This is a genomic window from Pantoea sp. UBA7232 (assembly GCF_002473195.1).
Taxonomy (GTDB): Bacteria; Pseudomonadota; Gammaproteobacteria; order Enterobacterales; family Enterobacteriaceae; genus Pantoea; species Pantoea eucrina.
Map to the genome: position 1 here is coordinate 483,899 of NZ_DKTK01000018.1, position 26,175 is coordinate 510,073.

At 46.9% G+C, this 26,175-nt stretch carries 23 protein-coding genes; all 23 read right to left on the reverse strand.

From position 1 onward, the window contains the following. Nucleotides 1–109: 109 nt before the first annotated feature. The 23 genes from B4056_RS16820 to B4056_RS16930 all read right to left on the reverse strand — a co-directional run bounded on the left by B4056_RS16820 (nt 110) and on the right by B4056_RS16930 (nt 25,959). Entirely contained in the window at nt 110–523 is a 414-nt protein-coding gene (locus B4056_RS16820; protein WP_288655412.1) for a WbuC family cupin fold metalloprotein, read from the reverse strand. Further along, nucleotides 510–1,724, reverse strand: a complete 1,215-nt coding sequence (locus tag B4056_RS16825) for a glycosyltransferase family 4 protein (protein WP_288655415.1) — start codon at nt 1,722–1,724, stop codon at nt 510–512. The genes B4056_RS16820 and B4056_RS16825 overlap by 14 nt, the downstream gene beginning before the upstream one ends. Continuing rightward, complete coding sequence (gene wecB / locus B4056_RS16830; protein ID WP_288655418.1) at nt 1,724–2,854, reverse strand: non-hydrolyzing UDP-N-acetylglucosamine 2-epimerase; 1,131 nt, start codon at nt 2,852–2,854, stop codon at nt 1,724–1,726. The genes B4056_RS16825 and wecB overlap by 1 nt, the downstream gene beginning before the upstream one ends. A 3-nt stretch (nt 2,855–2,857) precedes the next feature. Further along, the gene (gene wbjC, locus B4056_RS16835) at nt 2,858–3,991 is read right to left on the reverse strand and encodes a UDP-2-acetamido-2,6-beta-L-arabino-hexul-4-ose reductase (protein WP_104085180.1); all 1,134 of its coding nucleotides are present in this window, start codon (nt 3,989–3,991) and stop codon (nt 2,858–2,860) included. A gap of 3 nt (nt 3,992–3,994) precedes the next feature. Next, nucleotides 3,995–5,038, reverse strand: a complete 1,044-nt coding sequence (locus tag B4056_RS16840; protein ID WP_065648930.1) for a polysaccharide biosynthesis protein — start codon at nt 5,036–5,038, stop codon at nt 3,995–3,997. 34 nt (nt 5,039–5,072) lie between these two features. After that, nucleotides 5,073–6,176: a glycosyltransferase gene (locus tag B4056_RS16845; protein WP_288655422.1), complete on the reverse strand. Its 1,104-nt coding sequence runs from the start codon at nt 6,174–6,176 to the stop codon at nt 5,073–5,075. After that, complete coding sequence (locus tag B4056_RS16850) at nt 6,173–7,321, reverse strand: EpsG family protein (RefSeq protein ID WP_288655424.1); 1,149 nt, start codon at nt 7,319–7,321, stop codon at nt 6,173–6,175. Before B4056_RS16850 ends, B4056_RS16845 begins: the two co-directional genes overlap by 4 nt. A gap of 1 nt (nt 7,322) precedes the next feature. After that, nucleotides 7,323–8,720 carry a lipopolysaccharide biosynthesis protein gene (locus B4056_RS16855; protein ID WP_288655427.1) on the reverse strand — a complete coding sequence of 466 codons (1,398 nt, stop codon included), beginning with the start codon at nt 8,718–8,720 and terminating at the stop codon, nt 7,323–7,325. A gap of 2 nt (nt 8,721–8,722) precedes the next feature. Beyond that, nucleotides 8,723–9,769 (reverse strand): glycosyltransferase, encoded by a 1,047-nt coding sequence (locus tag B4056_RS16860; RefSeq protein ID WP_288655430.1) that lies wholly within the window; start codon nt 9,767–9,769, stop codon nt 8,723–8,725. Beyond that, nucleotides 9,756–10,889, reverse strand: coding sequence for a glycosyltransferase family 4 protein (locus tag B4056_RS16865; RefSeq protein WP_113655027.1), 1,134 nt, complete (start codon nt 10,887–10,889; stop codon nt 9,756–9,758). The genes B4056_RS16860 and B4056_RS16865 overlap by 14 nt, the downstream gene beginning before the upstream one ends. Continuing rightward, on the reverse strand, nt 10,858–12,006 hold the full coding sequence (locus tag B4056_RS16870) for a CDP-glycerol glycerophosphotransferase family protein (protein WP_113655026.1): 1,149 nt from the start codon (nt 12,004–12,006) through the stop codon (nt 10,858–10,860). The genes B4056_RS16865 and B4056_RS16870 overlap by 32 nt, the downstream gene beginning before the upstream one ends. Continuing rightward, complete coding sequence (locus tag B4056_RS16875) at nt 12,003–12,401, reverse strand: adenylyltransferase/cytidyltransferase family protein (protein ID WP_104085187.1); 399 nt, start codon at nt 12,399–12,401, stop codon at nt 12,003–12,005. The genes B4056_RS16870 and B4056_RS16875 overlap by 4 nt, the downstream gene beginning before the upstream one ends. 333 nt (nt 12,402–12,734) lie before the next feature. After that, nucleotides 12,735–13,748 (reverse strand): UDP-glucose 4-epimerase GalE, encoded by a 1,014-nt coding sequence (gene galE, locus B4056_RS16880; protein WP_288655432.1) that lies wholly within the window; start codon nt 13,746–13,748, stop codon nt 12,735–12,737. 44 nt (nt 13,749–13,792) lie between these two features. Continuing rightward, on the reverse strand, nt 13,793–14,689 hold the full coding sequence (galF, locus tag B4056_RS16885; RefSeq protein WP_288655435.1) for a UTP--glucose-1-phosphate uridylyltransferase GalF: 897 nt from the start codon (nt 14,687–14,689) through the stop codon (nt 13,793–13,795). 380 nt (nt 14,690–15,069) lie between these two features. Continuing rightward, the gene (locus tag B4056_RS16890) at nt 15,070–16,293 is read right to left on the reverse strand and encodes a glycosyltransferase (protein WP_039385372.1); all 1,224 of its coding nucleotides are present in this window, start codon (nt 16,291–16,293) and stop codon (nt 15,070–15,072) included. Nucleotides 16,294–16,296: 3 nt separating this feature from the next. After that, nucleotides 16,297–16,581: a hypothetical protein gene (locus B4056_RS16895; RefSeq protein ID WP_288655438.1), complete on the reverse strand. Its 285-nt coding sequence runs from the start codon at nt 16,579–16,581 to the stop codon at nt 16,297–16,299. A 222-nt stretch (nt 16,582–16,803) separates the two neighbouring features. Then, nucleotides 16,804–19,014: a phage tailspike protein gene (locus B4056_RS16900; protein ID WP_094111752.1), complete on the reverse strand. Its 2,211-nt coding sequence runs from the start codon at nt 19,012–19,014 to the stop codon at nt 16,804–16,806. Nucleotides 19,015–19,072: 58 nt separating this feature from the next. Beyond that, entirely contained in the window at nt 19,073–20,107 is a 1,035-nt protein-coding gene (locus tag B4056_RS16905; RefSeq protein WP_104085191.1) for a glycosyltransferase, read from the reverse strand. Nucleotides 20,108–20,182: 75 nt separating this feature from the next. Then, complete coding sequence (locus B4056_RS16910) at nt 20,183–20,935, reverse strand: glycosyltransferase family 2 protein (RefSeq protein WP_094111750.1); 753 nt, start codon at nt 20,933–20,935, stop codon at nt 20,183–20,185. Between the two features lie 65 nt (nt 20,936–21,000). Continuing rightward, entirely contained in the window at nt 21,001–21,918 is a 918-nt protein-coding gene (locus tag B4056_RS16915; RefSeq protein ID WP_094111749.1) for a glycosyltransferase family 2 protein, read from the reverse strand. A 276-nt stretch (nt 21,919–22,194) separates the two neighbouring features. Then, a complete protein-coding gene (gene wzc, locus B4056_RS16920; protein ID WP_039385383.1) occupies nt 22,195–24,372 on the reverse strand; it encodes a tyrosine-protein kinase Wzc in 2,178 nt (725 codons plus the stop codon). 12 nt (nt 24,373–24,384) lie between these two features. Next, entirely contained in the window at nt 24,385–24,819 is a 435-nt protein-coding gene (locus B4056_RS16925) for a protein-tyrosine-phosphatase (RefSeq protein ID WP_039385385.1), read from the reverse strand. 9 nt (nt 24,820–24,828) lie between these two features. Beyond that, complete coding sequence (locus B4056_RS16930; RefSeq protein WP_175540437.1) at nt 24,829–25,959, reverse strand: polysaccharide export protein; 1,131 nt, start codon at nt 25,957–25,959, stop codon at nt 24,829–24,831. Between the last annotated feature and the right edge of the window lie 216 nt (nt 25,960–26,175).

Here is a 26,175-nt window from a genome sequence, read left to right on the forward strand (position 1 = left end):
ACTTCGATGTTAACTCACTCATCTCAGATTTAGATAGCCTAAGATGCTTCACCCGGCTCATTTGCGTAAATGTCAGGCATGAAATCAGATAACCCAAAAAATGAATGGCTTAGTTATCTGCCCATGCCGGAGAGGCTTTTGCAAACGCAGGGTCAAACGGCCCTTCTTTGACCTCAAGCATCAGGGCGCGTTCTGAAAGGCATTCAACGCTATGAATATCACCAGGGCTGAATTCAACCAGCGTGATACCCGAGCGTGGCCCCGCAACAAACTGACGTACCACAGCGCCCTCTTCATCATAGAGCCGGATATCCAGCTCTCCTTCCAGCACCGTGAACAGCTCCCACTGATGCGAAAGCTCGTGGTAGTGAGGCTCAACGAAGCTTCCGCTGACTAAACCGATCAGCAGACGCTGAACTTTGTCATCATGGGAAGCATGCATAAGAAGATGCGCGCGTTTGCGCACTGACAGCTCTGCATCCCGGTAGAGCTGCTCGGTAACGGCCTTATCAATGACTCTCATTATTCACCCCAAACGCGTTTTCAATCTGACCTGCGGCAGCGCCCACTGTAAATTGATCCAGCAGCAGCTGATAAGCAGCCGCGCCCGTCTCTTTTCTCAATGCCTCATCCTGCGTAAAGTTTATTGCCGCCTGCAGCAGACGCTCATCTTCACCGTTGATAAAAATCGTTCCGGCTTTGTTAGCATTAACGATATCGGCCAGATCGTTACCTTTGTTGACGCTACCGAGGATAGGGATACTTTGCACCATGTAACCCAGCAGTTTTCCCGGGAAATTATGTGAGGTATGGTTTGCTGCCAGAGAGAACAGCCCAACATCAACTTCGGTCAGCAGATATTTAAACGTTTTCTGATCCACCGACGGCAAATAGGTGAAGTTTGTCAGCGCCCATTCCTGAGCGAGTCGGTTAATCAGAGTGACTTCATCACCCTGCCCGACAAACAAAAAATGCGCCTGCGGAAAAGCCTGCATGCTCCTGACCAGCCGCATCAGGTTCGCCATATCCTGTGCATGGCCAATATTACCGCCGTAGAAAAACACCGTTTTATTCTGCAGGCCGGATGCGTTGATAATTGAATTGTATCCGCTATCCCCTGCGCGAGCAGGTTCAATGCTGGCCCAGTTGCGTAATACTCCCGCTTTTCGGTGCGGGTTATGCTGCATAAACAGCCTGAGGTTGTTTTCCGACATCAGGCCTATATCGCTGGCTTCATCGTAAAGGCTTTTCTCAAAATGACGAAAATACTTTTCGGTTAGCGAGCCCTGCTTAATCATGCCCGCATCAATGGCCCACTGTGGAAAAAAGTCACGCAGAATCAGGTAGGATTTGCATGCACAACGCTGTTTGATCTTCCTGACTAAATATCCCCAGAAAACAGAGGGAGAGTAGTACACGACGCCATCGAATGAGTTTGCTTTTATCTTATGACGTACCGCTCTCCACGCACGCACTGACAGCAGGCTTTCATTAACTGCCCGCTGAATATGACTGATATCTTTTATAGGGCCCGTTCTGAAACGCCAGACGGTAACGCCCTCTAACATATCCTCCTGCAACGCGTGCTGCAGATTTGCATCCGGGGTAATAACCGTAACGCTATGACCACGCTGAATGAACTCCTGCGCCAGCTCATGGAACATTTTTGCGCCGACGCGGGTACTGTGCGGAAGATAATCGTCAATTATAAAAGCAAATTTCATCAGTACTCTTTCCAGACAACCCGTTTAATGTAGTCAGTGTAGGAGTGAATAATCCGGACGACTTTGTCTGATACATTCGGCATGCTGTAGTCATAGACCTGGCGCAGCAAGCGCTCTTCGCCGCGCGGCTGAGTCTCAAGCACGGCAAGCGCCTGCAGTACGCGATCGCGCTCCAGACCCGTCATCATGACCGAAGCTTCTTCAAACCCTTCCGGACGTTCATGCGCTTCGCGAATATTCAGCGCCGGGAAGTTCATGATTGAGGACTCTTCAGTGATGGTTCCGCTGTCAGAAAGCACTGCACGGGCATGTTTCTGCAGGTGGTTATAGTCGTGGAATCCGAGAGGTTTCAGCAGCTGGATTTTTTCGTGAAACACAATGCCGTTGGCTTCGATGCGGTTACGGGTACGCGGATGCGTAGAGACAATAACCGGCAGCTGATACTTTTCAGCAATGGTATTCAGAATATCCGCCAGCTTAGCCAGCTGCTTTGGCGAATCGACATTCTCTTCCCGGTGAGCGCTGACAACGAAGAACTGATTTGCCTGAAGCTGCAGGCGCTCAAGCACATCAGAGCCATCAATCTGCGGCATGTAGTGCGTTAATACTTCATACATCGGACTACCGGTTTTGATAACCCGATCTGCCGGCAGGCCTTCAGCCAGCAGATACTCGCGCGCAATATCACTGTAAGTAAGATTAACATCTGCGGTATGGTCAACGATGCGGCGGTTGGTTTCTTCAGGTACCCGCTGATCAAAGCAGCGGTTACCCGCTTCCATGTGGAAAATAGGGATTTTGCGACGTTTAGCCGCGATAGCAGAGATGCAGGAGTTGGTGTCCCCTAAGACCAGCATCGCTTCCGGCTGGACTTCGGCAAACACCTGGTCAATCTTAATGATTACCTGGCCAATCGTTTCTGCCGCGTTTTTTCCCGCAGCATCCAGAAAGAAGTCCGGCTTACGCACATTCAGGTCGTTGAAAAAGACTTCGTTAAGCTCATAGTCGTAGTTCTGACCGGTGTGAACCAGAATATGCTCACAGTACTGGTCAAGTTTATCCAGCACGCGCGACAGGCGGATAATTTCCGGACGCGTTCCTACAACTGAAACAATTTTTAGTTTTTTCATAAATTACTTATCTAATTTAGAGAAAATAGTATCCGGATGAGAAGGGTCGAAGACTTCATTAGCCCAAACAATAGCTATAAGCTCTTCATCACCGATATTAGTCACATCGTGAGCCCATCCAGGAATCGTTTCTACCATCACCGGTTTATCACCGCTGGTAACCGTTTCATAATATTCATCAGTTAACATATGGCGAAACCTGAAACGAGCCGTACCACTTATGACCATAAATTTTTCAGTTTTGGTGTGATGGTAGTGCCCGCCACGTGTGATGCCAGGGTGAGCGGTAAAATAAGAAACCTGTCCGGAATCTTTACTCTTGAATAACTCGACAAAGCTGCCACGCGGATCGGTATGTTGTTTTACCGGATATGAAAAATCCTGCTCAGGCAGATAGCTGACATAGGTTGAATAAAGCGCTCTTAAAAAACCAGTACCGACGCGCTCGAGTTCCAGAGAATTACGGCCCTCACGAAAACCGGTGATGCTTTCGGCGATCTCACCTAACGCAACATTATATTCAGGAACAACCTTGATAAAATGCTGCTTATTACCAGGTTTTATTTCCTGCTCCAGTAAATCCGTGAACACTTTCACAACATCATCTATATACACGAGCCTAAGAAGATATTGCGGATCGTTGACGGTGACAGGGAGACCATGCGCTATATTATAGCAAAACGTTGCAACCACAGAATTATAGTTCGGTTTAGCCCACTTACCAAAGACGCCCGGAAGACGGCTGATAAACACCGGGTTACCCGTTTCGCTGGCTAAAGTGGCGAAAACATTTTCTGCTGCTAATTTTGTCCGGCCATACTCATTGTCGGCAGACGCGTGAATTGAAGAACTAAATACAACCGGAATATGACGTCCGGTTTCGTTAACACATTTTTTAATCGCGTCGCAGACAAGAGAGGATAAATCAACATTGCCACGCGTAAATTCAGCGGGGTCCTGAGGTCGATTGATTCCCGCCAGATGGAATATAAAATCCGCTTTTTCAATCAAAGCAGAAAGATCTTCAGTTTTGCTTTCACGATTGAAAGATATTACCTGGATGTTCTGACGTTGTTGCAGGCTTAAAGCCAGGTTTTTTGCTATAAAACCATCAGACCCCGTTATCAGGACTTTCAAGGCTTACTCCTCCGCGTCAGCGTACTCGCCATTTGCAATTTTATGCATAAACTCGAGCTTCATAAGGAGCTTAATCATCCCTTCAACGTCAAGTCGAACTGTATTATGAGAATTATATTCTTCACCGCATAGAGCATCCGTGATTTTTTTCTCACCTTCTTCTACAAACTTCGCATAATTCAGATCGCGGGTATCTGCTGGAATACGGAAATAATCACCCATATCTTCAGCGCAGGCACGTTCTTCTTTGCTGAGCAGAGATTCATACAGCTTTTCACCATGACGGGAACCGATGACGCTGACCTGGTGCTCAGGCTTATTCATCACTTTCAGGATGGCTTTGGTCAGGGTTTCAACAGTAGCCGCCGGCGCTTTCTGAACGAAGATATCACCATTGTTACCGTGCTCAAATGCATACAGCACCAGATCAACCGCATCCGCCAGGGTCATCATAAAACGCGTCATGCTGGGTTCAGTGATAGTAATGGTTTTGTCCTGCTGTACCTGCTGAACAAATAGCGGGATAACAGAACCGCGTGATGCCATTACGTTACCGTAGCGCGTGCCACAGATGACGGTGCCAGTGCCTTCAAGATTACGACTGGCCGCTACCATGACTTTTTCCATCATCGCTTTACTGATGCCCATAGCGTTGATTGGATAAACTGCTTTATCGGTGCTCAGACAAACGACACGTTTTACGCCAGCATTGATTGCGCAGTTCAGCACGTTTTCGGTGCCGAGAACGTTAGTGCGCACAGCCTGCATCGGGTGGAACTCGCAGGAAGGCACCTGTTTCAGCGCTGCCGCATGAAAAACATAGTCCACACCACGCATTGCAGCAGCAATGCTATTTTCGTCACGCACATCTCCCAGATAAAATTTCAACTTATCGCTGTTGAATTTTTTGCGCATGTCATCTTGCTTTTTTTCATCACGACTAAAAATGCGAATTTCACCAATATCGGTGTCAAGAAATCTTTTGAGAACTGCATTGCCGAAAGAGCCTGTACCACCAGTAATCAAAAGAGTTTTAGAGTTGAACATAAGCTGTACCCTTAATTAAACATATTTACTTTACTTAATGAGTTTTCTTTAAAAGAATATCTCTATAAGCCACTGCCCGATCAACTGCGGTGGGCAGTCGGGATTGAATATTATACATAATTTCAATTTTTTCTTTTATCTTGTCAGGATTTTTGTATGCACTGGTTATCACTGATGCAATATTTTTGCAATCCATAGGATTAAAATAAAAAGCACCCTCGCCGCAAATTGTTTTCGCGAAACTGAAATCTGAAGTAAAAATCGGGACTTTCATGAATCCTGCTTCAGGATATGAAGCGCTAAAGCATTCAAGTAAAGTAGGAAGAAACATTCCATCTGCATGCGAATAGACTTCAGGGCATTGTGAATTTTTAATTTTTCCAAGCAGGATAAACCTGTGCCAAAAATTTTTGTCAACATTTTTTAAAAATGAATCATCTAAAGTTAAAACAAACTTATAACGTTCTGGCAGTATATTTATAAGTTGATGGATAATTTCTAAATTCTTATGAGGGTAATCATGAGATATAGTTAAAAGCCATATATCACCCGGCGTTTTTTTTAAGTCAAACTCTTTAGATGATAAGTAATCTCTCTTACGGTTAAAATAAGAACTTATTGTATTAGGAACAACAAATATATTATCTTTTTCAAATCCTACTTTCTTGCTTAATAAATTTTTAGCATCATCAGTTTCTACAATAATTTTATGCGCATTTTTTTTGTAAAAATAAGGCTGAAGCTTAAGTAGAAGCATTTTTTTAGCTTTCTGCAAAAATGATAGTTTTCTGAAAACCAGCTTCGTATCATATATAAGCCATGGAAGGGCAAAGCCAACCGTATGATTATTTACTTTAGGACTCCAATAACTGGGTCCAAATACAGTAAATACATGCAATACTTTATAATCTGCCACCAATTTATCAAGTTGCCTACGTGCTTCGAAATTAAATAACCCGGAAGGACTTTTACTAATAACAAAGCATTTTTTTCTGGCATTGTGGCTTAATTGCTCGAAAACAGGTGGTGATACTGCAGCTATGAACTCATCTTCAATTTTAGCGAGTTCTTCAATCACAGAAATGCCTACCTGCATTCCACCACCTACATAAAGATTACTTGCATTGATCAATATCATTTATCGCTTTTTTTCCAATGTTCATAGACAGACTTTGCTCGTTCAGCATCATCTGTCTGCGCATCAATCATTTGAAGCAATGAATTAGAGTATGGTAAGTATTGCTTAGTAAAGTATTCGTTATCTGAAAACTTGAGCCAACTCAAAACTATTGCAACTATAAAAGCAAAAGAAAAAACAATTCTATTAAATATGAAATATTTCACTCTGATTACATATGCAAATGATATTAACATTGCTGGAATAAAATACTCATCATATCTGGAGGTTATAGTTGAAAACGGCATAAAATATACGTCTATTAGCAACATAACTGCAAATAGTATTTCAACAATATTAATCATCGATGTAAGAATGCGATCTTTGGCTAAACTTTCTTTTATTTTACGCCTATTTAAGCAATACAAAGTAAATAGCAATAATTTAAATAAATAATTAAAAGTTATAGCTGTTTCTTCGCTAGCGTTTGTAGCATACCAAACTATTTTAGCTAAATAAGGATTGCTAAAGGCACTACTCAAAACTTTTATAATTTCAACTACAGGGAAAATTTTTGCAATAGCAAGCGCAAACCCACAAAAAGCGACTAATTTTATAATGTTAAAAGCGTTAGCCCTAAATATCAATGGTATAAATACAAAGGGCAATAATGAGATATGTAAGGAAGATCCAATTAAACACAAAATATAGTAATTCGGTTTTTTCCCTTCGATAAAAAATTTAAGTGCAATATAAAAGAAAGCAACTGCAATTATCTGTCTCAATGCCTCGACGTTAAAGCCGAAAGAGATAATAAAATAACCACATAGTGAAAAAACTGGATAGGGAGAGTAACTATAAAAAAAGCGGTTTAACGCTAAGATTAGTATGCCGGTAACACATGCTGAAAAAAACCAGAAATTGAATATAAACGAACTGAGCGAGGTTAGAAAAAGATACCCGGGCTCAATTGTAAGTTTTTTCTCCAGCCCTTCATAACTCTCCTGATAAAATAACCAGTCAACACCAACTTCATATCTAAGACCAATAAAAGTGAAAATAAAAAAAGAAGCTATTAACAATAGTTTATTTTTATGGCTGATTGATACTACATCAAGCAAAGCAAAAGATGCCATAGCAATAATAAAAATAAAATAAGATGTCATTCTAATCGCTCAGCTTTTTATGCAAATTAACTTTGAGGAGAAACGCTGTTATTAAACCAGACAAAATTGTTTTTATTGTAATTGCAATCCATAAAGTAAAGCTATTGTTTACAAATTCAGAAAAATAATAAGCAGCCATAAGGACAAACAAATATATGACAATATAAATAAAACTAATACTGTTATTTTTTGTAAGGAAGGTTGATGAAAGATAGTGGAATATCGTTAACATCACGTAAGCAAACGCCGTAGCCCAGGCAGAACCAATTATTCCGTATTTAGGTATTAATAATATATTAAGGCCTACATTTATCGCCATAGCCAACATGGTAGCAAACGATATAAAAAAAGCTTTCTTTTTATAAAAGACAAAGTTGGCATAACACAAGTAAAGATGCGTAAAAGCATTGGCAATTATTATAATAGGTAATATTTCAATGCTTGAATAGTAGTTTTTATCTGCAACTAAGAGAATGACTTCTTTTGAAAAAAAGATACCAATAATACCTATAGCAAGAATAAGATAAACACTGGCTTTAGTCGTATCAGTGATTTTTATCCCTGAATCCATCTCAATATGTTTAAATAATCTTGGTTGCCATGAAGAGTTCCATGCCATAATCAAAACCACCATTCCCATAGCGATATTATAGGCAAATGAGTAAATACCAGCCTCTCCTGGACCAATCATATTATTTATGATAATTCTGTCGGCTTGTGATAAAAGCGAGTTAGAAAGAACGTGTATAATTAGCGGCACAGAAAAATACAATGCGTCTTTTAACTCACTTGAATTAAATGAACCATTGGAAATAGATTTTAGCTTCTTGAACAAGAAAAAAATCATAAACGTACTGATGATTAGCTGAGCATATATTTTTGAAAGATACTGTTCGCTGGTCATAAAATATGCGAAAGCGAATATTAATACAATCTCGCTTATTTTAGATAAAACATTTATTTTTACATAGACTCCACTTTGACGGGATGCCTGAAGATAACTGGTATATATATATATATAACTTAATAACACGCAAATTAGCATAACCCATAAAAAATCACTTTCACTAATGCCCAAAATCACAGCCATATATTTTGCTATGATTGGTGAAATACAAATTAAAAACACCTGGAATGGTATTAAAAATGAAAAGATGGATTTTAGATAGTTATTGAATCCTTCGGATTTTAGCATATATCTGTTAGTAACTGCGTTTTGAAGATTCAAACTCACAAATACATACATTATCATTATTGCGGTATTTATAATGGATAGCTTTCCATATTGTTGCGGATCCATTATTCGCGATAAGAGAGGCAGCGAAATAAACAAAAAACCCTTAACGAATACGTCTCCTAGAAAATAGTTTCTAAAGTCGCGAATCATTTTACTTTTCATAATTATTTACTTAGTGACTTTGTATAGGAGTCGATTTGAATCTTGCTATTTTCATTGATATCCATACTCTGCAATTCTTTTTTGAAATATAGATATAAATTGCTCATATCATTGATTGCACGTTTCAAGTCAGCCGCGCTATCACTGTTAAAGACAATTCCATTATTGCTTTTAACAACGTCCTTATTGCAACCAACCTTATCACTGACTATTACAGGTAATCCTGCAGCAAGCGCCTCTTCTACTACAAGCCCCCAAGGTTCTACAATCGATGGCAGAATGAAAACATCAGATTCAAGTAGTAAATCGCTAAGCGCTTCATTTTTTATATAGCCCGTAAATTCTATATTTTTTTCCGCTAGCTGTTTTAATTCGTTAGATTGCGGACCTTCGCCAACAACTTTTAAAGGGATTCCTGTTTGGTTGAAAACCTCAATTAATAATTTTAAGTTTTTTTCGTGAGATAACCTTCCAATATATATATATCTTAATGCTTCACAATTCTCTGCTATTTCATTTTTATTAGCTTTTAATTTATGATTGATAATCCCTACACCATGAGTTGTATGTATATCACCTTTAAAACTAACATTCTTCAAGATCTCATTTTGCAAGAAGCCTGCTGGGTATGCTGATGACATTCTTTTTATATAAAGAGATTTTACTTTACCTTTTAATCCAGTAAAGTCACTCTCTATGACACTGCTTTCTATAGCGACAGCATTTTTATTTTTACTTGTCAATAATGAGTTAAAGAAAAACTCTTTTATTTCCCAGCCTGGGTAAATTAACCTTCCATATTTGATACTGGCTAGCTCTTTAGCAAGCCTAAAGGAGCATAAAAATTTATTTCTGGACTCATAATTTCCATCACATAAAAATACATGCTCAAAATTCATATCAAAATTAAAGAAATCGTTATTTCTAATGCTTGATTTATTAGATACAAATATAACCTTTATATTAAGATATTTAGATAAGCCATTGAAAAGATTTACTTTATAAAAAGCAGGTAGATTTGTTATAAAAACAATGTCAAATCTCTTCATTTATCACCCAATCTATCAAATGCTTCCATTGCTTCAGCACAGTATTAGCTCGAAAATCATCAATGCTCTCAGGAGCTATTTTATGTAATTGTTCGATTTTGTCTGGATTAGAAATCAATTTTTCTAACTCTATAGCAAGAGCTGAGACATCATTAGCTTTTACTAAAATTCCATTATTTTTATTAAGAATTGATTTAGGCCCGGCTGGGCAATCAAAACTAATACATGCCAGACCAAATGATAACGCTTCGACCAAAACCATACCAAGTCCTTCATAACGCGAACTCAATACAAAAACTTTTGCTTTGTTATAGTAGTCTGCAATATTCTTTTCGAACGGTATTATGTTTGCGTTTTTTAACGATTTCTCTTTAATGAAATTGAGAAGATTGGTTCTCTCTTCCCCATCCCCCACTATTAACAATTGCCAATCAGAGCTGTCAATTTTTTCCCAGGCACGCAATAATAAGTCAAATCCTTTTTGATGAGTTAATCTGCCAACTGCTAAAACAACATTTTGTCGGGCATCAGGGGGTAAAATAATAACAGGATCTTCAACTATATTATTAATGACGAAATGTTTATCTTTCGGAAGCCATTTATATTTACTTTCATCTTCCAGGGTAAGGGATACAACAGCACTTATTTTTTTATAAAGCTTTATTCTTGCTTTCTTTAAAAGACTATTTATTACATCATACTCAAAGTGCTCAATTGCTATAATTTTTTCATACCCTGACTTTTTAATGAGTGCCGTCATTTTTACATCACAACTAATTGCCACAGCTGTTTCAGGGTTGATTATATTTCTTAACTTACGGGATTTTTTTATTATGTAGTAAACATCAAAAAATGCACCTTTCAACAGGCCCATTTTCCTGTTGTACATGCTTTTTACTAACCCATCACTTAGGATTATCAACTCAACTTCTCTATTGATATTAAAGCTTACGTCTAAATTTTCTTTATATAAAGAAATTATCTTTACACGATACAATGAGCTCAATGCGTTTGCCAGAGATATTGTTACGCGTTCTATTCCACCTTTTGCTGAAACATCACCTAAAAACAGATGTATTTCATTTTCTTTATCTAATAAATTGCCTGAACACTCGCTCACTATTTTTATTATCCTTATGTTTATTTATCATTTCTGATATTTCATTCCTCTTACCTGAAAATTTATCATTCCCTTGCGCCAATTCTTCGAGTTCTATAAGAAGTTCTTTTTGCGTATGAATTTTAGCTCCAGGCATCCAGGATTCTACTGGCTCTAATGTAAATCCACTCCTGCTTTCAGAATAAGCATTTAAATCAGGAATTAAAAAACAAATCGGTCTATTTAATATCATAAAATCAAAATAAGCGGAAGAATAATCGCTTATTAAAATATCCGCCTTTGCCATTAAATGATTAACATCAACGTCATGTTCTCTTAGAGTGGCAGTTGTTATAAGCGTTATATTCTCGCCGAGATTTATATCAATCAGTGATTTTTCTTCGTATGGATGTAGCTTAATAACAAGGTGGTAATTATTTTCCTTTAAAAAACAATTTAACTCATTCAAAGAGAAATCTGTTACTCTGAAAAAATTATCTTTTTCAATTTTTTTACCGTCCGAATACCTTTCAGCTTCTTGATTCTCTCTAAAGGTAGGCATGTAAAGTATAATTCTTTTATTTTCCTGCCTTCCTGATAATAAGCTATTTGCTTTATCTCCTTCGAAGAGATAATCGTTCCTGGGTTGTCCAGTGATATATACATTGTTTGCTTTTTCTCTAAAACTTGCCGAAATGATCGAGCGCATTATCTCTGAAGAAGCTATTCGGTAGGCTGAGTAATCTTCCATTCCTTTATAGTCGTAATCCCCCAGATAGCATATCTTTTTCAGTGGCATGCCGTGCCATAAGCTAATATAAACCTGATTATTGCCTTTGACACCAATCATTTCATTATGTGTTGTAACGATATATCTTGAACGTATAAAACAAAAAAACCATTTAACTGATTTTGGCTTGACCGTTTTAAGATCAGGACGTGTGCTTTGATTTTCAATTACCCAGACAGGGTCAAACTCTGGATGATTTATTATTATAAACTCATAAAATGCTCTAGCATTGCCACTAAAATCAGGTCTACTTTTGAACAGAATTAAATTGCTTTTTTTAGGTATGACCGAATTAATCGCACAAAATAAAGCTTTCAAAAATTTGACAATTGCTTTTTTTATTATCATCTTTTACTCGACTTCACAACTTCAATGATTTCTGTGGTGGATATTGAAGGTGTTCTTGGCAGATAGATTACGTCACATACATCATTTACCCAATCAAATCGTCCAGCCCAATCATCACCCATGACCAAAATATTAGCATCATAATTGATTATATATTCTTTCTTTTTTTCCAAAGATTCTTCTATGAACACTTCATCTACATACTTTAAAGAGCTGATTATTTTACATCTGTCATTTTCGTTGTATATAGGGTAACGCCCTTTCTTGCTGAAATTCAACTCATCAGAACTAACTCCTACAATCAGATAGTCCCCTTGCTTAGCGGCTCTTTCCAGAATATTGATATGTCCTACATGAAAAACATCAAAAGTTCCGAATGTTATAACTTTCTTCAACCCGAATCTCCTTAAGACAAATGAAAATAAAGCCTGTTGACCGGTATTAAAACCCAAAGAAAAATTGTGTTTTACCTATGATTTAAAGGATTTTTAAGAAAATGCAATGCTACCGCCCTTAGCTTAGCTGCCAAAAGCTCAAATCATTCAATTTGTTAAGCATCCATAATGCAAATTATTACTAGCAAGGATAATTGCTAAGCCTTCAATAAACAACCAAATTTAATCAGACATTGCTTCAATTTTAAACAATTAAGCTGTGCGATATAAAAAAACCCCTCAAACTACTGTATGAGTGTTACAGCGTTTGAAGGGTTTATTTATTAGTTTGATTTAATTATAACCATTCGGATTCTTCGACTGCCAGTTCCACGTATCGCGCATCATCGCGTCGATGCCGCGCGTGACGCGCCAGTCGAGTTCATTGTTCGCCAGCGTTGCATCGGCCCAGAAGGCTGGCAGGTCGCCGTCGCGGCGCGGTTTGAACTCAAATGGGATCGCTTTACCGGAAGCCGCTTCAAACGCTTTAATCATCTCCAGCACGGAGAAGCCAACGCCGCCGCCGAGGTTGTAGGCTTTATAGCCCTCAACCTTGCTGAGGTGATCCAGCGCTTTCAGGTGCCCTTCTGCCAGATCGACAACATGAATATAGTCGCGCTGTGCAGTGCGATCTGGCGTCTCATAGTCGTTACCGAATACGCCGAGCTTGTCGAGACGGCCAATCGCCACCTGCGCAATGTACGGCAGCAGGTTGTTCGGAATGCCGGTCGGGTCTTCGCCAATCTCGCCAGACTCATGCGCGCCTACCGGATTAAAGTAGCGCAGCGCGATAGCTTTGAATTTGGGTTCCGCTTTGGCGAAATCGCGCATCACGAGTTCGGTCATCAGCTTGGAGGTGCCATAAGGACTGGTGGTGCCGCCAATCGGCGTGGTTTCCACATAAGGAACCGGGGCGTCAGCACCATATACGGTGGCTGATGAACTGAAGATAAAGTTCCAGACGCCCGCGTCACGCATCTCTTCAAGCAGGACCACGGTGCCGGCTACGTTGTTTTCGTAATATTCCAGCGGCTTACGCGTGGATTCCCCAACGGCTTTCAGCGCAGCGAAGTGGATCACAGCAGAGATGCTGTGGCTGGCAAACAGATCGCGCAGGCAGGCGCGGTCGCGGATATCGCCTTCAACGAATACCGCTTTTTTACCCGCCAGTTTTTCAACGCGGTTAATCGCTTCGCGTGATGCATTGCAAAGGTTATCCAGAACTACCACGTCGTCACCGCGCTCCAGCAGCGCCAGTACCGTATGGGATCCGATATACCCTGCCCCGCCCGTTACCAAAATAGCCATGTCTACTCCTTGGAAACCGCGCAGGCTGCGCGGTATGGGAATGCTTACTTATCCAGAATCTTATGAATCGCTTCGCGGAAGTCGCGGCCCTGTGTGTTGCTGCGCAGGCCATAGGAGACAAACGCCTGCATGTAGCCGAGTTTACGGCCGCAGTCGAAGCTGGTACCGGTCAGCAGCTGCGCATCAACCGGTTTGGTTTTGATCAGCGACGCGATGGCGTCAGTCAGCTGGATACGGTCCCATGCGCCTGGCTCGGTTTTCTCAAGCTCAGCCCAGATGTCTGCAGAAAGAACATAGCGACCCACTGCCGTCAGGTCAGAGTTCAGTTCAGCGGCATGCTCCGGCTTTTCAACGATGCTGGTGATCGTGCTGATATCGCCCGGGTTGTCGATAGGCTGCTCGGTGGTCAGCACGCCATACTCAGAGAGATCTTCATTTGGCATATGTTTTGCCAGAACCTGGCTGCGACCGGTCTCTTCAAAACGCGCAACCATTGCGGCCAGGTTATAGCGCAGGTGATCGGCAGTAGAGTCATCCAGCAGTACGTCTGGCAGCACAACTACAAACGGGTTGTCGCCAATCATCGGACGCGCGCAGAGTACGGAGTGACCCAGACCCAGCGGATCGGCCTGACGAACGTTCATGATGGTAACGCCTGGCGGGCAGATAGACTGCACTTCGCTCAGCAGCTGACGCTTAACGCGCGCTTCCAGCAGGGCTTCCAGCTCGTAGGTTGTATCGAAGTGGTTTTCCACCGCATTTTTGGAAGCATGGGTGACCAGCACAATCTCCTTGATGCCTGCCGCCACGCACTCGTCAACGATATACTGGATCATTGGTTTGTCGACGATAGGCAGCATCTCTTTTGGAATGGCTTTAGTCGCAGGGAGCATATGCATACCGAGGCCCGCAACCGGGATTACTGCTTTAAGCTTGGTCATATTTGTTCCATTTTATGAAGTGTAGACATGCATCGATTATGCAGGAATGGCCGCTCGGGCAAGTATAATCTTTATCTGAAAAGGCGACACTAACTCTCTGTCACAGCATCAAAAATTAGTTATTTCAGGCGGTGAGCAGCAGTAATTTTCCGGGCAAATTCAAGCGCTAAAGGCGGTCAAAAGCGTGACGTAAATAACATTCGGGCATGGGATTAAGACCGCCGTTTTTCAGAATGATACGACGCGCATAGGGTGGTCAGACAATAAACAGGGGCGTCATGAAGAGCGCCCCTGCCGGTTAGATTCTGAGCCAGCGCGCAGGTGCCCGGGATTGTCACGCAAATGACCCTGCCGATAGCCTGCCCGGGCGTTCATTCTGCTTACACCATCTGCTCCAGAATTTTCGCCAGTTCCCCGTAGGCAATGTGCTGGTTAAACTCTGTTTCCACTTTATGACGCGCGGCAGCGACTACCGGTGCCACATCTATGTCCCCGCGCGACAGACGCAGCAGCGTGGCAGCCAGCTCGTCAGCATCGTTCTCAGAGACCAGCCAGCCGCTGACGTTGTTCTGGATCAGCTCCGGAATGCCGCTGTGGTAGGTGGATACCACCGGCAGCCCTACCGCCATAGCTTCCATCAGCGCTACGGGGATCCCTTCCATATCACCGTCGGCGGCCGTTTTTGAAGGCAGGAGAAAAATGTCAGCGTCGTTGAGCGCCTGGCGGATCTCCTCCTGCGGCTTAAAGCCCGGCATGCTGACCATCTCTTTCAGGCCGGCACGGGCGATATGTTCGCGCATCATCCCTTCCTGCTCGCCATTGCCGATAATGGTGAATTCAAACTGGCCGCCTTTGTCGCGCAGAATTTCACTGGCTTTGACGGCAACGTCCAGCCCTTTTTTCTCGGTCAGGCGCGCCACAGAGACGATGCGCAGCGGCTGATGAAACGCTTCGCGCGGCCGGAAGTTGAATTTCTCCGGTTCAATGCCCATGCGCGTCACGTGCACTTTTTCGCGCGGACAGCCCATCTCAATCAGCTTGTTCTCCCACAGGTGACTGATAGGCAGCATCAGCTCGCTCTGCTTAAACAGATTGACGTAATCCTGCTTGTGCTCTTCCAGAATATGGCGACGTGAGATATCTGCACCGTGGAATACGGTCGCCTGCTTGCCTTTCAGCACGCCCAGTTCGCGCAGCTTGTTAGCCAGCGCGCCGGCGTAGCCAAAATGCACCAGAAAGACATCGGCGGTGAAGGTCTGTTTCGCATTAGCGACAATCGCCGGCAGCAGCAGCTTCTTCGCCTGTGCACCGTAGCGGCCCACGTTGAGCGATTTGATCAGCGCCGGTTTGGCAATCTTCGGCAGCATCAGGCCGATACGCTGCGTGAGCTTGTCGAGGTTCGATACCTTCTCTTCCGGCAGCAGATAGTGTGTTTTTGCCGCCAGGTTATAGTCGTCGAACGCGGCGTGACGGTTGATCATGTCACCCGGAAACACCGAGATGATTTCAACGTCATAGCCGGCATCAATAAAGTGAGTTACCTGGTTGAGGACAAACGTCTCAGAGGCAACCGGAAAACGCATGGTGAAAAAGGTTAACTTCATCACTTACTCCAGTACAGTCAGAAGTTCTTCGGTGATGCGGTTGCCTGTTTCACGCGCCTGCGCGACCGCGGTATTTACGTTCAGTTTTACATTTCCGTCGTCAGCCAGCACGCTCTTACGCTTTACGCGAGCCATCAGGCTTCGGGGCGTTTTCTGCTGCTGATAACAGCAGGCCGGATCGCTATCCTGCTCTGCGTACGCTGCCTGCAGTAAGTCAGTCATCCCGTGCAAAATTGCGCCATCACCGCTATTCCCGCAGGTATGATTACCCGCCAATAAAATCCTCATACAAACTCCAGATGTATTTTTTGTAATTCTTACAAGCCGCCGCTTCTGTCCTGAGCAGCAAAGTGAACTCTGGCAAAAAAAACTGCAATGGGACAACGCCCGAAAAGTAATGCCAACTGCCTGTTATCTAACCTAAAGCTTCTTACGGGATTTCAGGGGCGCATAAATGTGACCCCTGTGTATCCCATTGGGGCGCATTAATGTGCCCCCTGCAGCGTTTATTTATCCCTTAAGGGCGAAATAAGGCATCGCAACCTGCTCGCCGTTGATTACTACCGACACAAACCCTTTTGGCTGACGGGTATCGACCTGCTCCGGTTTCAGCTCACGTGACGCCATCAGCAGATCGCCCTGCTCATTGCCACCGATGCCCGCTTTACCGTTATGCAGACTAAAGCGCTGCGGCGCCTGCTGGCTGCCGTTGCCTGGCGTACCTTTGACCATCGTGGCGTCAACGCGCGCACAGCGTCCGGTCATAAAGCGATCTTTGGCGGTGCTTTTTATCAGCACCACGGTGGCCGGCGTCCAGCCTGCCAGCCTGACCCAGACTTTGGTATCGGTGTCAGAGCGTGCCACCAGCCGCACCTCCAGCACCGGGGAGCTGCCTTCGGCTGACCAGCTCGCCTCCGCTTTCTGCGTTTTGCGCTGCAGATGGATCACCGCCCGTCCGCCAGTCTGCTTGCCGCCGGTCACCTCCATCATCGGCGCATTATCGGTGCCGGGGCTGAACTGTGACTGGCCAAACAGCTCAATTTCCCAGCTATCGCCCACGTCCGGCGAGTAGAAATTGCCCAGCTCAAACCACGTCGCCTGATTGGTGTTATTACTCAGGCGGAAGCGCGAGGTGATGTAGTTATATTTAAGGCTGCCGTCGATGGCGACGCCATAAGACTCCACGCGGGTAGAGCCCATCTCCCAGATGCTCAGCCAGCGCTCACCCTGCAGCGAGTTGTCGATCCAGCTGCCTGACTGCAGATTCGTCTGGCGCATATTGAGACGTGAGTTGCGCGCATTAAGCGGGTTTTTGCAATCTTCCAGGCTCAGCGCGTCGATAATCCACTGTCCGTTAGAGATATCGCCAGGATGCTCGCTGTGCTCAATCCAGCCGTTATGAATAATCGACTGACTGCAGCGCGGCAGGTTCAGCACCATCCCGCCGGTACAGCGCTGGGCGTTGAAGTTAGAGAGCTCTATCGCCGTGCTGTGATCCCAGGCGCCCGCTTTCTGACCTGACCAGCCCGCTTTGATAACATCACCGGTACAGGTATCGGCATACCACTGGTCAATTTTGCAGTCGAGCGTATCGAGCAGGCTGATTGAGGTGCCTCCCACGCGGTTGAAGCGCAGGCAGGCGCCGCGAAAGAACTGGCCGCCCGGACAGGTATTGCTGAACAGTCCCTGCCGGTTGGGCCGCTTGTCATTCTGGCCGTTGAAGTTGAGGTTGGAGATCTCAGTCCAGCGCGCTTTGACTTTAAACACAAAGTCGGAGCGGCCATCAGAGACCAGCGTGGTCGCCGGAAAATAGCCAAAGTTAACCATCGCGCCGGAGATACGGAAAAAGCGCTGCTCCTCCTCGCCGAAGTCACAGCCGGTGACAAAGAACTTACCGGCCGGAAACTGCACGCAGATTGGCTGACTGTTATCAAGTGACCACTGATACATCGCCTTGATAGCCGGCGCCGCATCCGTTTTGCCGTCGGCGATAGCGCCGAATTCAAACAGCGTCAGGCGGTTAAAATCTTCCACCACGCGCCGCCAGTAAAAACCGCTGCCGCTGAAGATGACGCCATCATCATCGCGCGCGTCGCCGTACGTCCCGACAAATTCACCGCCACCCACTTCCAGCCCTTCATGCCAGCTCTTGAGCTTGATCTTGGCGCCGGCAAACAGCGGGCGGGTTTTACGCAGCTCCTCAACGGAGGGTATCTCGCCAATCAGCTGATAGCCGTTTGGCTGGGCCAGACGCTGGCTGAAATTATTCTGGCCGGGGCGTGAGACATCGGTGATGGAGAAGAGCGTGTTTCCTTCGCTGTCTTCCACCGCCATGGAGTGCGCCGGATTGGCGATCAGCGCAGCATTATCATGGATAAACTGCGCAAAATTACCTTTGTTCAGCGCGATCGGCTGGCTGATTTGCGCCACTTTACCGCTGGCGTCGCGCAGATACACCGGTATCTGATTGCCTTTCTGGCTGGCGTCGCTGCCCGCTTTACCGATCCACAGCCTGCCTTCAAAGTTCTGCCAGAACTGCGGCGGCATGGTATAGACATTTTCCGGCGTAAGGATGGGCACATCGCCCTGCGGCACGCTGGCCGGATCGACCGGCTTCAGCGCGGGCTGGCCGCTTTTCGCCGCATAGCTGGAAAACGCGCTTACGGAAAGCGCGGTGACAATGGAGGAGGCGGCTGCCTGCAACACTTCTCTTCTTTTCATGCTGATAATCCCGTGGTCAAAGTCAGTGTGTCCCGGCAGGCATAAAAAGGCGTGACGCTTATACCAGCGCCAGCCAGCTCTGTTTGATCTGATTACCGTCAAACTTGAGTGCGGTCTCTTTTGTCTTATCGCTCATGGCAAAGAACAGGGCGTCATCGCTGGCCAGCTGCTCCATCCGCGCCAGAAAAGCGGCTTTATCGTTCATCGGCACCAGGAAACCATCTGCGCCGTGGTTGATGATCTCCTGCGGGCCGGTCGGGCAGTCATAGGCCACCACAGGCAGGGACCAGGATTTCGCCTCCAGCAGCACCAGCGGCAGCCCTTCATAGCGCGACGTCATCAGCGCCATATCGCTGTCGCGGTAGTAGTCATTGATGTTGCTGACCTTACCGACAAAGTTCACGCTGTTGGTAATGCCGAGTGCGGCCGCCTGCTCATGCAGCTGCTGGCGCAGCTCGCCATCGCCGGCAATCGCCAGCGTCCACTCCGGATGCTTTTTGCTGAAATCTGCCCAGATATCCAGCAGCAGATCGAACCCTTTCTGGTGATCAAGCCGCCCGACCGCCAGCGCCTGGCGGCTGCGCTGACGCCGTTCAAAGCCTTTGTACACCACCGGATTGGGGATCTGCTGGCTGCGGATATGCCAGCGGCTGAAGACCTGCTGATCTTTATCCGTCAGAACAATCACGCGATCGTAGTAGCGCAGCAGCAGCCACTTCATGAGTTTGATCGGCTTACTGAAGGAGTTGATAGCGATATGCTCGCAGGCGTAGGCCTTGAAGGTTTTTTTCTTCAGCATCATCAGGTTCCAGAACGCAAACATAACGCTCAGACGGCCCATACTGATGAGAAAAACGCTGTCGAAACCTTCCTGATGGATACGTGCTACGGCGCTTTTAATCGGGTTGCTGTGGCCTTCAAAACTGACGATCTCTTTTACATGCGTAAAGGGGTAAAAGGTTTCGCCATGGCCCTCAAGGGAGTAAACAGTGACGGCGTGCTCTTCACCGAGGCACTCTGACATGAAGTTACAGATGTTCTCGGTGCCCGCATAGGAGTAGGCATCTTTGATCACCAAAACGACTTTTTTCATTTAACGCTTTCCACCTCAAAAATAGTGAACGTAAAACCCCTACTGGCTGCATGACTGCACGCAAACATGCGGATTTCAGCGATGCTTCAGGGCGAAAAGGACGCCATTCACCATATACCAGGTGTAATAGTAATAAACTTTTAATGGGTTGTTTTTGTAGATAATTCTTAATAATTCCAGATGCCATTTCGCCGCCTTGTTTTTGTTGCGCGACAGCGAATCTCCCAGCTCGTAATAGTTCACCAGCGTTTTGCGGATCACCCGCGCCTGTTTGTAGCGGGAGAAGAGCTCATACAGGAAAAGAAAGTCTTCATGCCCTTTACGCTGGAAGAAGATCCCCTGGGGCGGACGACGGAAGCAGACGGATGAAAAGCAGACGCGATACTGCTTCTTCACGAAATTATCCTGCTGCAGATATGGCTTGCCCCAGGTGATATCGTGTTCGGCGCTCTGCGTTTTATAGTGATAGTGGGTGATAACGAAGTCATCGCCGGCGGCAATGGCGGCGGCCTGCTCAGCCAGCTTCTCAGCGTGCCACTCATCATCGCTGTCGAGAAACGCGATGATCTCTTCGCTGGCAGCACGCAGTCCGACGTTGCGCGTTTCTGCAGCGCCCTGATTAACCTCATTGCTGAGGATAGTAATGCGCGGATCCTGGCAGTGCTCACGCACCAGGGCCAGAGAGTCATCCGTGGAGGTGTCGTTAACCAGATAGAGATGCCAGTCGCTGTAGGTCTGTTTAACAATCGACTCGACCGCGCGCAGTACCGTTTTACGTGCGTTATACATCGGCATCACAATACCGATGGTGCCAACATGATTTGTCATTTTTATTGCCCGGAGTGTCAGGAACCAAAAAAATTGCTCCCGCGCAGGGAGCAAGTGAATGTGTGTCAGGAGACCGCTTTTCTGCCGCCAAACCGCGATTTCACCTTATCTTTCAGGCGATTCATAAAGTAGGCGCGGTTGTCGCGGTTGGTCAGGAAAAAGTAGCGGGCAAAGCTCAGGCTCGCCTGCAGCGACTTACCGTCCATCTTGTAGCGCAGCGGCAGTTTAAATGCCTTATAGGTATGGACGTCTCGCGTGGTCAGATGCGGCTTCATGCTATCCAGCCAGAAGTAGGAGTATTTCACCGACTCCCCTTTATGCTTAGAGCCAAATTTGGTCACCAGGTGATAGGTCGCCAGCGGTTTGGCAATCATCACAAACTCATAGCCCATGCGATCGGCGCGGATACAGAAATCGTAATCCTGATGGCGGATGTAGCGCGTATCGAACTGGATTTTCAGCGCATCCTCGCGCTTCAGCACGATGGTACTGGTCTGGATAAAGCCGTAACAGCCAAACAGATATTCAGCGACGGTCTCATTTTTGCCCGGCGCCTGCATCGGCATCACTTTCAGAAAGTGGCCATCCTGGTGGATATTGACCTGGCTGAAAATGACGTAGCGTGACCGCCCCTGCGCTTCCAGACGCGCAATAGTGTCGCGTACCTCTGCAAGTTTATTCGGGTGCCACTCATCATCCGCATCGAGGAAGCTGATAAAGTCGCCTTCAGCCAGTTCAATACCTTTGTTACGGGCGCCGGCGCCGTTGAGTTTGACCTCAGAGAGCTCCAGCTTGATTGTCAGCTCCTGATAGCGCTCACCCTGCACCACCTGCGCCAGCTCGGCCGCATCAGCTGATTTGTCATCCACAATGATGACTTCAAAATTACGATAGCTTTGCGCTTTAACGCAGTCGAGCGTGGTGATAATCGATTTCGACGCGTTATACGCCGGAATAACGATTGAGAAGCGAATGTCCTGCATTGCCAGCACCTCTTAAACAGCTGTTCCAGATCCAACGGTAGCGCGAGCAGGCCATGGAAAGAAATCGGTTTTATTCCGAAAAATCATACCGTTATTACTCTTTCTTCTGAGGATGCCGCGTACCATTACGGAAATACCAAAGATTGTGCTGTGTGTCTGTTTTGCGGTGCAAAACGCACCAAAAAGAGGGTGAGGCTGAAAAGCCCCTGCCCTGCGGTAAGCCGCTATTCTTCACCATAAAAACGGGGCGGATAAACCGCCCCGTGAAGGTGTTATTTAGCTTTTAGCTTCTTTGCCGTATTCGTAGTTGTAGTAGTCGTAGCCATAACCGTAGGCGTTTGACGCTTTGCGTACCACGGCGTTGAGGATCACGCCCTTGATCTCGATGCCGTTCTGCGCAAAGCGCTTGTAGCTGACATCCAGTTCTTTCGTCGTGTTGGTCTCAAAGCGTGCAACCATCAGCGACGTTCCAGCCAGCTTACCAATGATGGATGCATCGGTAACCGCCAGAATTGGTGGGGTATCGATCAGCACCAGATCATAGTTCTTGCTCGCCCACTCCAGCAGCTCACCCATACGACGATGCATCAGCAGCTCAGACGGGTTAGGTGGCACCTGACCGCGTGGCAGGAAATCAAAGCCGTAGACGCCGCGCTGAATCATCGCCGGAGAGAACTCAGTCTTGCCGGAAAGGACGTTAGAGAGGCCCTGCTTGTTATCCGCACCCAGCAGCTCATGGGTATAGCCGCGACGCATATCACCATCGATAAACAGTACGCGCTGACCCGCTTTGGCGACCAGGGTTGCCAGGTTGGCACAGACAAAGGTTTTACCAATGCCCGGGCTGGCGCCGGTGATCATCAGGATGTTGTTCTTCGCTTCCATCATCGCAAAGTGCAGGCTGGTACGCAGGCTGCGAATCGCTTCGATGGAGAGGTCAGTCGGGTTACCCAGCGCCAGCAGCGTATTGTGCGGATCGCTCTTCTCTTTGTGACCACGACGCGCCAGGGCTTCGGTATCTTTCTTGCGCTGCCACTCAGAGAGCGGGACGCTGGCGTAGACGTTCATGCCCAGCTCTTCCAGCTGCTCAGGATTGTCGATACCGTGATGGAACAGCGCTTTCAGCAGCACCAGACCAACCGAGAGCACCAGACCGAGAATCAGACCAGCCAGTACAATCAGCGTTTTCTTCGGTGCAACCGGGCTACCGGCCGTTTCAGCGTTATCGATGATACGCACATCACCTACGGTGCTCGCCTTGCTGATCCCCAGCTCCTGCTGACGGTTCAGCAGCTGCATGTAGATCTCCTGACCGGACTGTACGTCACGCGTCAGTCGCAGGATCTCCTGCTGCGTCTGCGGCATAGAGGAGATGCGCTTGTTCAGCTGAGCCTGCTCCGCTTCCAGCGTTTTGCGTTTATCCAGCAGCGCGCGGTAGGTCGGGTGATCTTTGGTGAACAGCTGCGAGACTTCCGCTTCACGGAAGGTCAGCTCGTTCAGCTGGCTCTGCACGCTGACAGAGGTATCCAGAGCGGATTTGGCTTCCAGTGACATATCCACTGACGCGTTCTGACGACGGAAGGTGTTCAGCTTATCCTCCGCATCATCCAGCTTGGCGCGCACCTGAGGCAGCTGATTGCGCAGGAACTGCAGGCTCTTTTCCGCCTGTTCAGATTTACGCTCAACGTTCTGCAGCAGGTAGTTGTTGACGATCTGGTTCAGGACACGACTCGCCTGCTCCGGATCTTCATCACGATACTCAAGGCCCAGTACGCCGGTGCTTTTACCTTTATCGGCTACGGTCAGCGCGCCCAGAACGGTTTTAATCGCCTGCAGGTCGGTCAGTTTCGTGACGCTGAAGGTCGTGCCTTCATCCGCCTGAATACCGCTGACCAGCATAGTGACTTCGCCATGCTGCTCCAGCTGACCCACGCGGCCCTTGAACAGCTCGTCGCCGTCGCTGCTCACGGTATAGGTATCTGCACCGGTCACTTCCAGCTCAACGGTACGCTTATCGATGCTGCGCGGGATTTCCAGGCGTGAGATAGCGATCTGACCCGGCTTGTTACCCATCAGGCGCGACAGGCCTTTACCGATAACCGGGAAGTAGTGCTGCTGCACCACGCTGTCCAGGCCCAGGTCCTGAACGGTTTTGCCGATAACCATACGGGATTCAAGGATCTGAATCTCGGTATCGGATGCCGGCATGGCTGGCAGAACGTCGGTCAGGTCGTTCAGCACCGAAGCGGTGTTCTTCTGCTCAACCTGAACCATGGCGTCTGCGCTATAGATTGGCGTCGCAAACAGTGTGTAGAGCGTTGCCACCAGCATAAAGAAGGCGGTAACGGCAACAATGATCCAGCGGTGATCAACCAGCTGTCCCACAAGATGCGCCAGATCCCATCCATTCGAATCTTCTTTTGGCGCGGTCATGACCTTGTTTTTAATATTCATGGATAATCCCAACTATCGGCTTAATACGTTGACCCATTTCTGGGTTGCGTTGTCCAGTAACCCGTACACAGCGTCGAAGGCCTCACGGCTCTTTCGGTACGGGTCCGCAATTTCCTGTTGATTAAGCCAGTGCCCCAGCAGCATCGTTTTTCCGCGCGCGGCGGGATCGATGCGGTTGACCTGCTCAATGTGGCGCTTCTCCATCACCAGAATCAGGTCGAAGTCACGGCACATCTCTGCCGTTAACTGCTGCGCCTGATGTCCGTCGAGCGAGAGGCCATGTTCAGCGGCAACCTCACTGGCCATCTTATCGGCCGGGTACCCTTCCAGGGCACCCAGGCCCGCCGAGGCCACGCGCGTTTGCGGCAGTGCACGCTTCAGCAGCCGCTCGGCGGTTGGCGAACGGCAGATGTTACCCACACAGACCACTAACACTGACTTAATCATGGTAAAACCTTAGTTCGACCAGTTGCGGAAGCGCAGCGCTGACGAGCTTGCATCGTCGATACCTACGATGGTCGGCAGCAGTCCGGAGATAACGCGGTTCCAGCGGGTAATCGGTGTCGCGGTGACGTAGACGATGTCATACGGTTCCAGCTGGAACTCCGTACCCATCACCATTGACGCCGCATCCTTGGTATTCAACTGATAGATGTTGGCGATTTTGGTGCGGTTCGCGCCGCGAATCGGACGGATAACGAACACGCCGGTTGCATCAGAGGTGGTCTGATCCATACCCTGCGCGTTGCCCAGTGCTTCTGCCAGCGTCATGCCGCTGCGATCCATCTTCAGCGTAGCCTGCTGACGCACTTCACCCATCACAAAGACTTTCAGGTCGTCATTACGCGGAACGTAAAGAATGTCGCCCGGATAGAGCAGATGGTTCTGGCTGAGGTCGCCATTTTGCATCAGCGCCTGCAGCGAAATACGCTGCTCGCGGCCGTTATGCGTCAGCACGACGTTGCGCCAGTCAGCATCAGCGGCCAGGCCGCCCGCGGCGTTGACCGCATCCAGAACGGTAAGCGGCACGTTGGTAATCGGCTGCTGACCGGAAGTGGTCACCGACCCGGTGATATACGCTTTCTGCGAGCGGAAAGCCGCCAGGTTGACATCTACCTGCGGGCTTTCAATGTACTGCGCCAGACGACGCGCAATCTCCGCACGCACTTCCGTTACGGTGCGACCCGCAACGCGTACCTTGCCGATGTACGGATAGAAAATCGTGCCGTCAGCCTGTACCCAGTTGCCGGTGTCGCTGGCGCTGCGATACTGGCCGGCCGGGGTCGTCAGCTCCGGGTGATCCCAGACGGTGACATTCAGCACGTCGCCCACGCCGATGCGGTATTCGTAGCTCTGAATCTCGTTCTGCAGCTGTGGGTTAGCCTGTGCAACCAGTGGCTTAGGACGCATCTGTTCAACCAGACGAGGAGTCATCGGGAAGACGTTTACGTATTTATCGATGTCAAAGTTGCTATCCTGTTGCTCAATGACATCTTTTCCGCTGGTCGTAAGGTGCGAACCTGGTTCAATGGTGCACCCGGAGAGAAAAGTTGCGGATACCAGTAAAGGTATCAATTTAGTTTTCATTATCATCTGGTTATTCGCTATCAGTTAATGATTGATAGAGGCGAAAACGCCGCTGTGTAAGCGTCTTACAAAAATTTAATTTAACGGGTTAAACACTGAAACTGTGGGTCATTATCATTGCTCCCTTGGTTTTTATGTTGTCACCGTGCCCCCGGACGACATCAATTAAAGCGGAATAGTGCAGCTCAACAACCTCTCCGCTTTAATCAGGCTCGA

Bases quoted from the DNA above. Each gene is read 5' to 3' on its own strand.
- B4056_RS16910 (WP_094111750.1), bottom strand. From the start codon at position 20,935: ATGACAAATCATGTTGGCACCATCGGTATTGTGATGCCGATGTATAAC.
- B4056_RS16900 (WP_094111752.1), bottom strand. From the start codon at position 19,014: ATGAAAAGAAGAGAAGTGTTGCAGGCAGCCGCCTCCTCCATTGTCACC.
- B4056_RS16845 (WP_288655422.1), bottom strand. From the start codon at position 6,176: ATGATATTGATCAATGCAAGTAATCTTTATGTAGGTGGTGGAATGCAG.
- B4056_RS16820 (WP_288655412.1), bottom strand. From the start codon at position 523: ATGAGAGTCATTGATAAGGCCGTTACCGAGCAGCTCTACCGGGATGCA.
- B4056_RS16870 (WP_113655026.1), bottom strand. From the start codon at position 12,006: ATGATAATAAAAAAAGCAATTGTCAAATTTTTGAAAGCTTTATTTTGT.
- B4056_RS16890 (WP_039385372.1), bottom strand. From the start codon at position 16,293: ATGAAGTTAACCTTTTTCACCATGCGTTTTCCGGTTGCCTCTGAGACG.
- B4056_RS16905 (WP_104085191.1), bottom strand. From the start codon at position 20,107: ATGAAAAAAGTCGTTTTGGTGATCAAAGATGCCTACTCCTATGCGGGC.
- B4056_RS16825 (WP_288655415.1), bottom strand. From the start codon at position 1,724: ATGAAATTTGCTTTTATAATTGACGATTATCTTCCGCACAGTACCCGC.
- B4056_RS16850 (WP_288655424.1), bottom strand. From the start codon at position 7,321: ATGACATCTTATTTTATTTTTATTATTGCTATGGCATCTTTTGCTTTG.
- B4056_RS16930 (WP_175540437.1), bottom strand. From the start codon at position 25,959: ATGAAAACTAAATTGATACCTTTACTGGTATCCGCAACTTTTCTCTCC.
- wecB (WP_288655418.1), bottom strand. From the start codon at position 2,854: ATGAAAAAACTAAAAATTGTTTCAGTTGTAGGAACGCGTCCGGAAATT.
- wzc (WP_039385383.1), bottom strand. From the start codon at position 24,372: ATGAATATTAAAAACAAGGTCATGACCGCGCCAAAAGAAGATTCGAAT.
- B4056_RS16925 (WP_039385385.1), bottom strand. From the start codon at position 24,819: ATGATTAAGTCAGTGTTAGTGGTCTGTGTGGGTAACATCTGCCGTTCG.
- galE (WP_288655432.1), bottom strand. From the start codon at position 13,748: ATGGCTATTTTGGTAACGGGCGGGGCAGGGTATATCGGATCCCATACG.
- galF (WP_288655435.1), bottom strand. From the start codon at position 14,689: ATGACCAAGCTTAAAGCAGTAATCCCGGTTGCGGGCCTCGGTATGCAT.
- B4056_RS16915 (WP_094111749.1), bottom strand. From the start codon at position 21,918: ATGCAGGACATTCGCTTCTCAATCGTTATTCCGGCGTATAACGCGTCG.
- B4056_RS16895 (WP_288655438.1), bottom strand. From the start codon at position 16,581: ATGAGGATTTTATTGGCGGGTAATCATACCTGCGGGAATAGCGGTGAT.
- B4056_RS16855 (WP_288655427.1), bottom strand. From the start codon at position 8,720: ATGAAAAGTAAAATGATTCGCGACTTTAGAAACTATTTTCTAGGAGAC.
- B4056_RS16840 (WP_065648930.1), bottom strand. From the start codon at position 5,038: ATGTTCAACTCTAAAACTCTTTTGATTACTGGTGGTACAGGCTCTTTC.
- B4056_RS16860 (WP_288655430.1), bottom strand. From the start codon at position 9,769: ATGAAGAGATTTGACATTGTTTTTATAACAAATCTACCTGCTTTTTAT.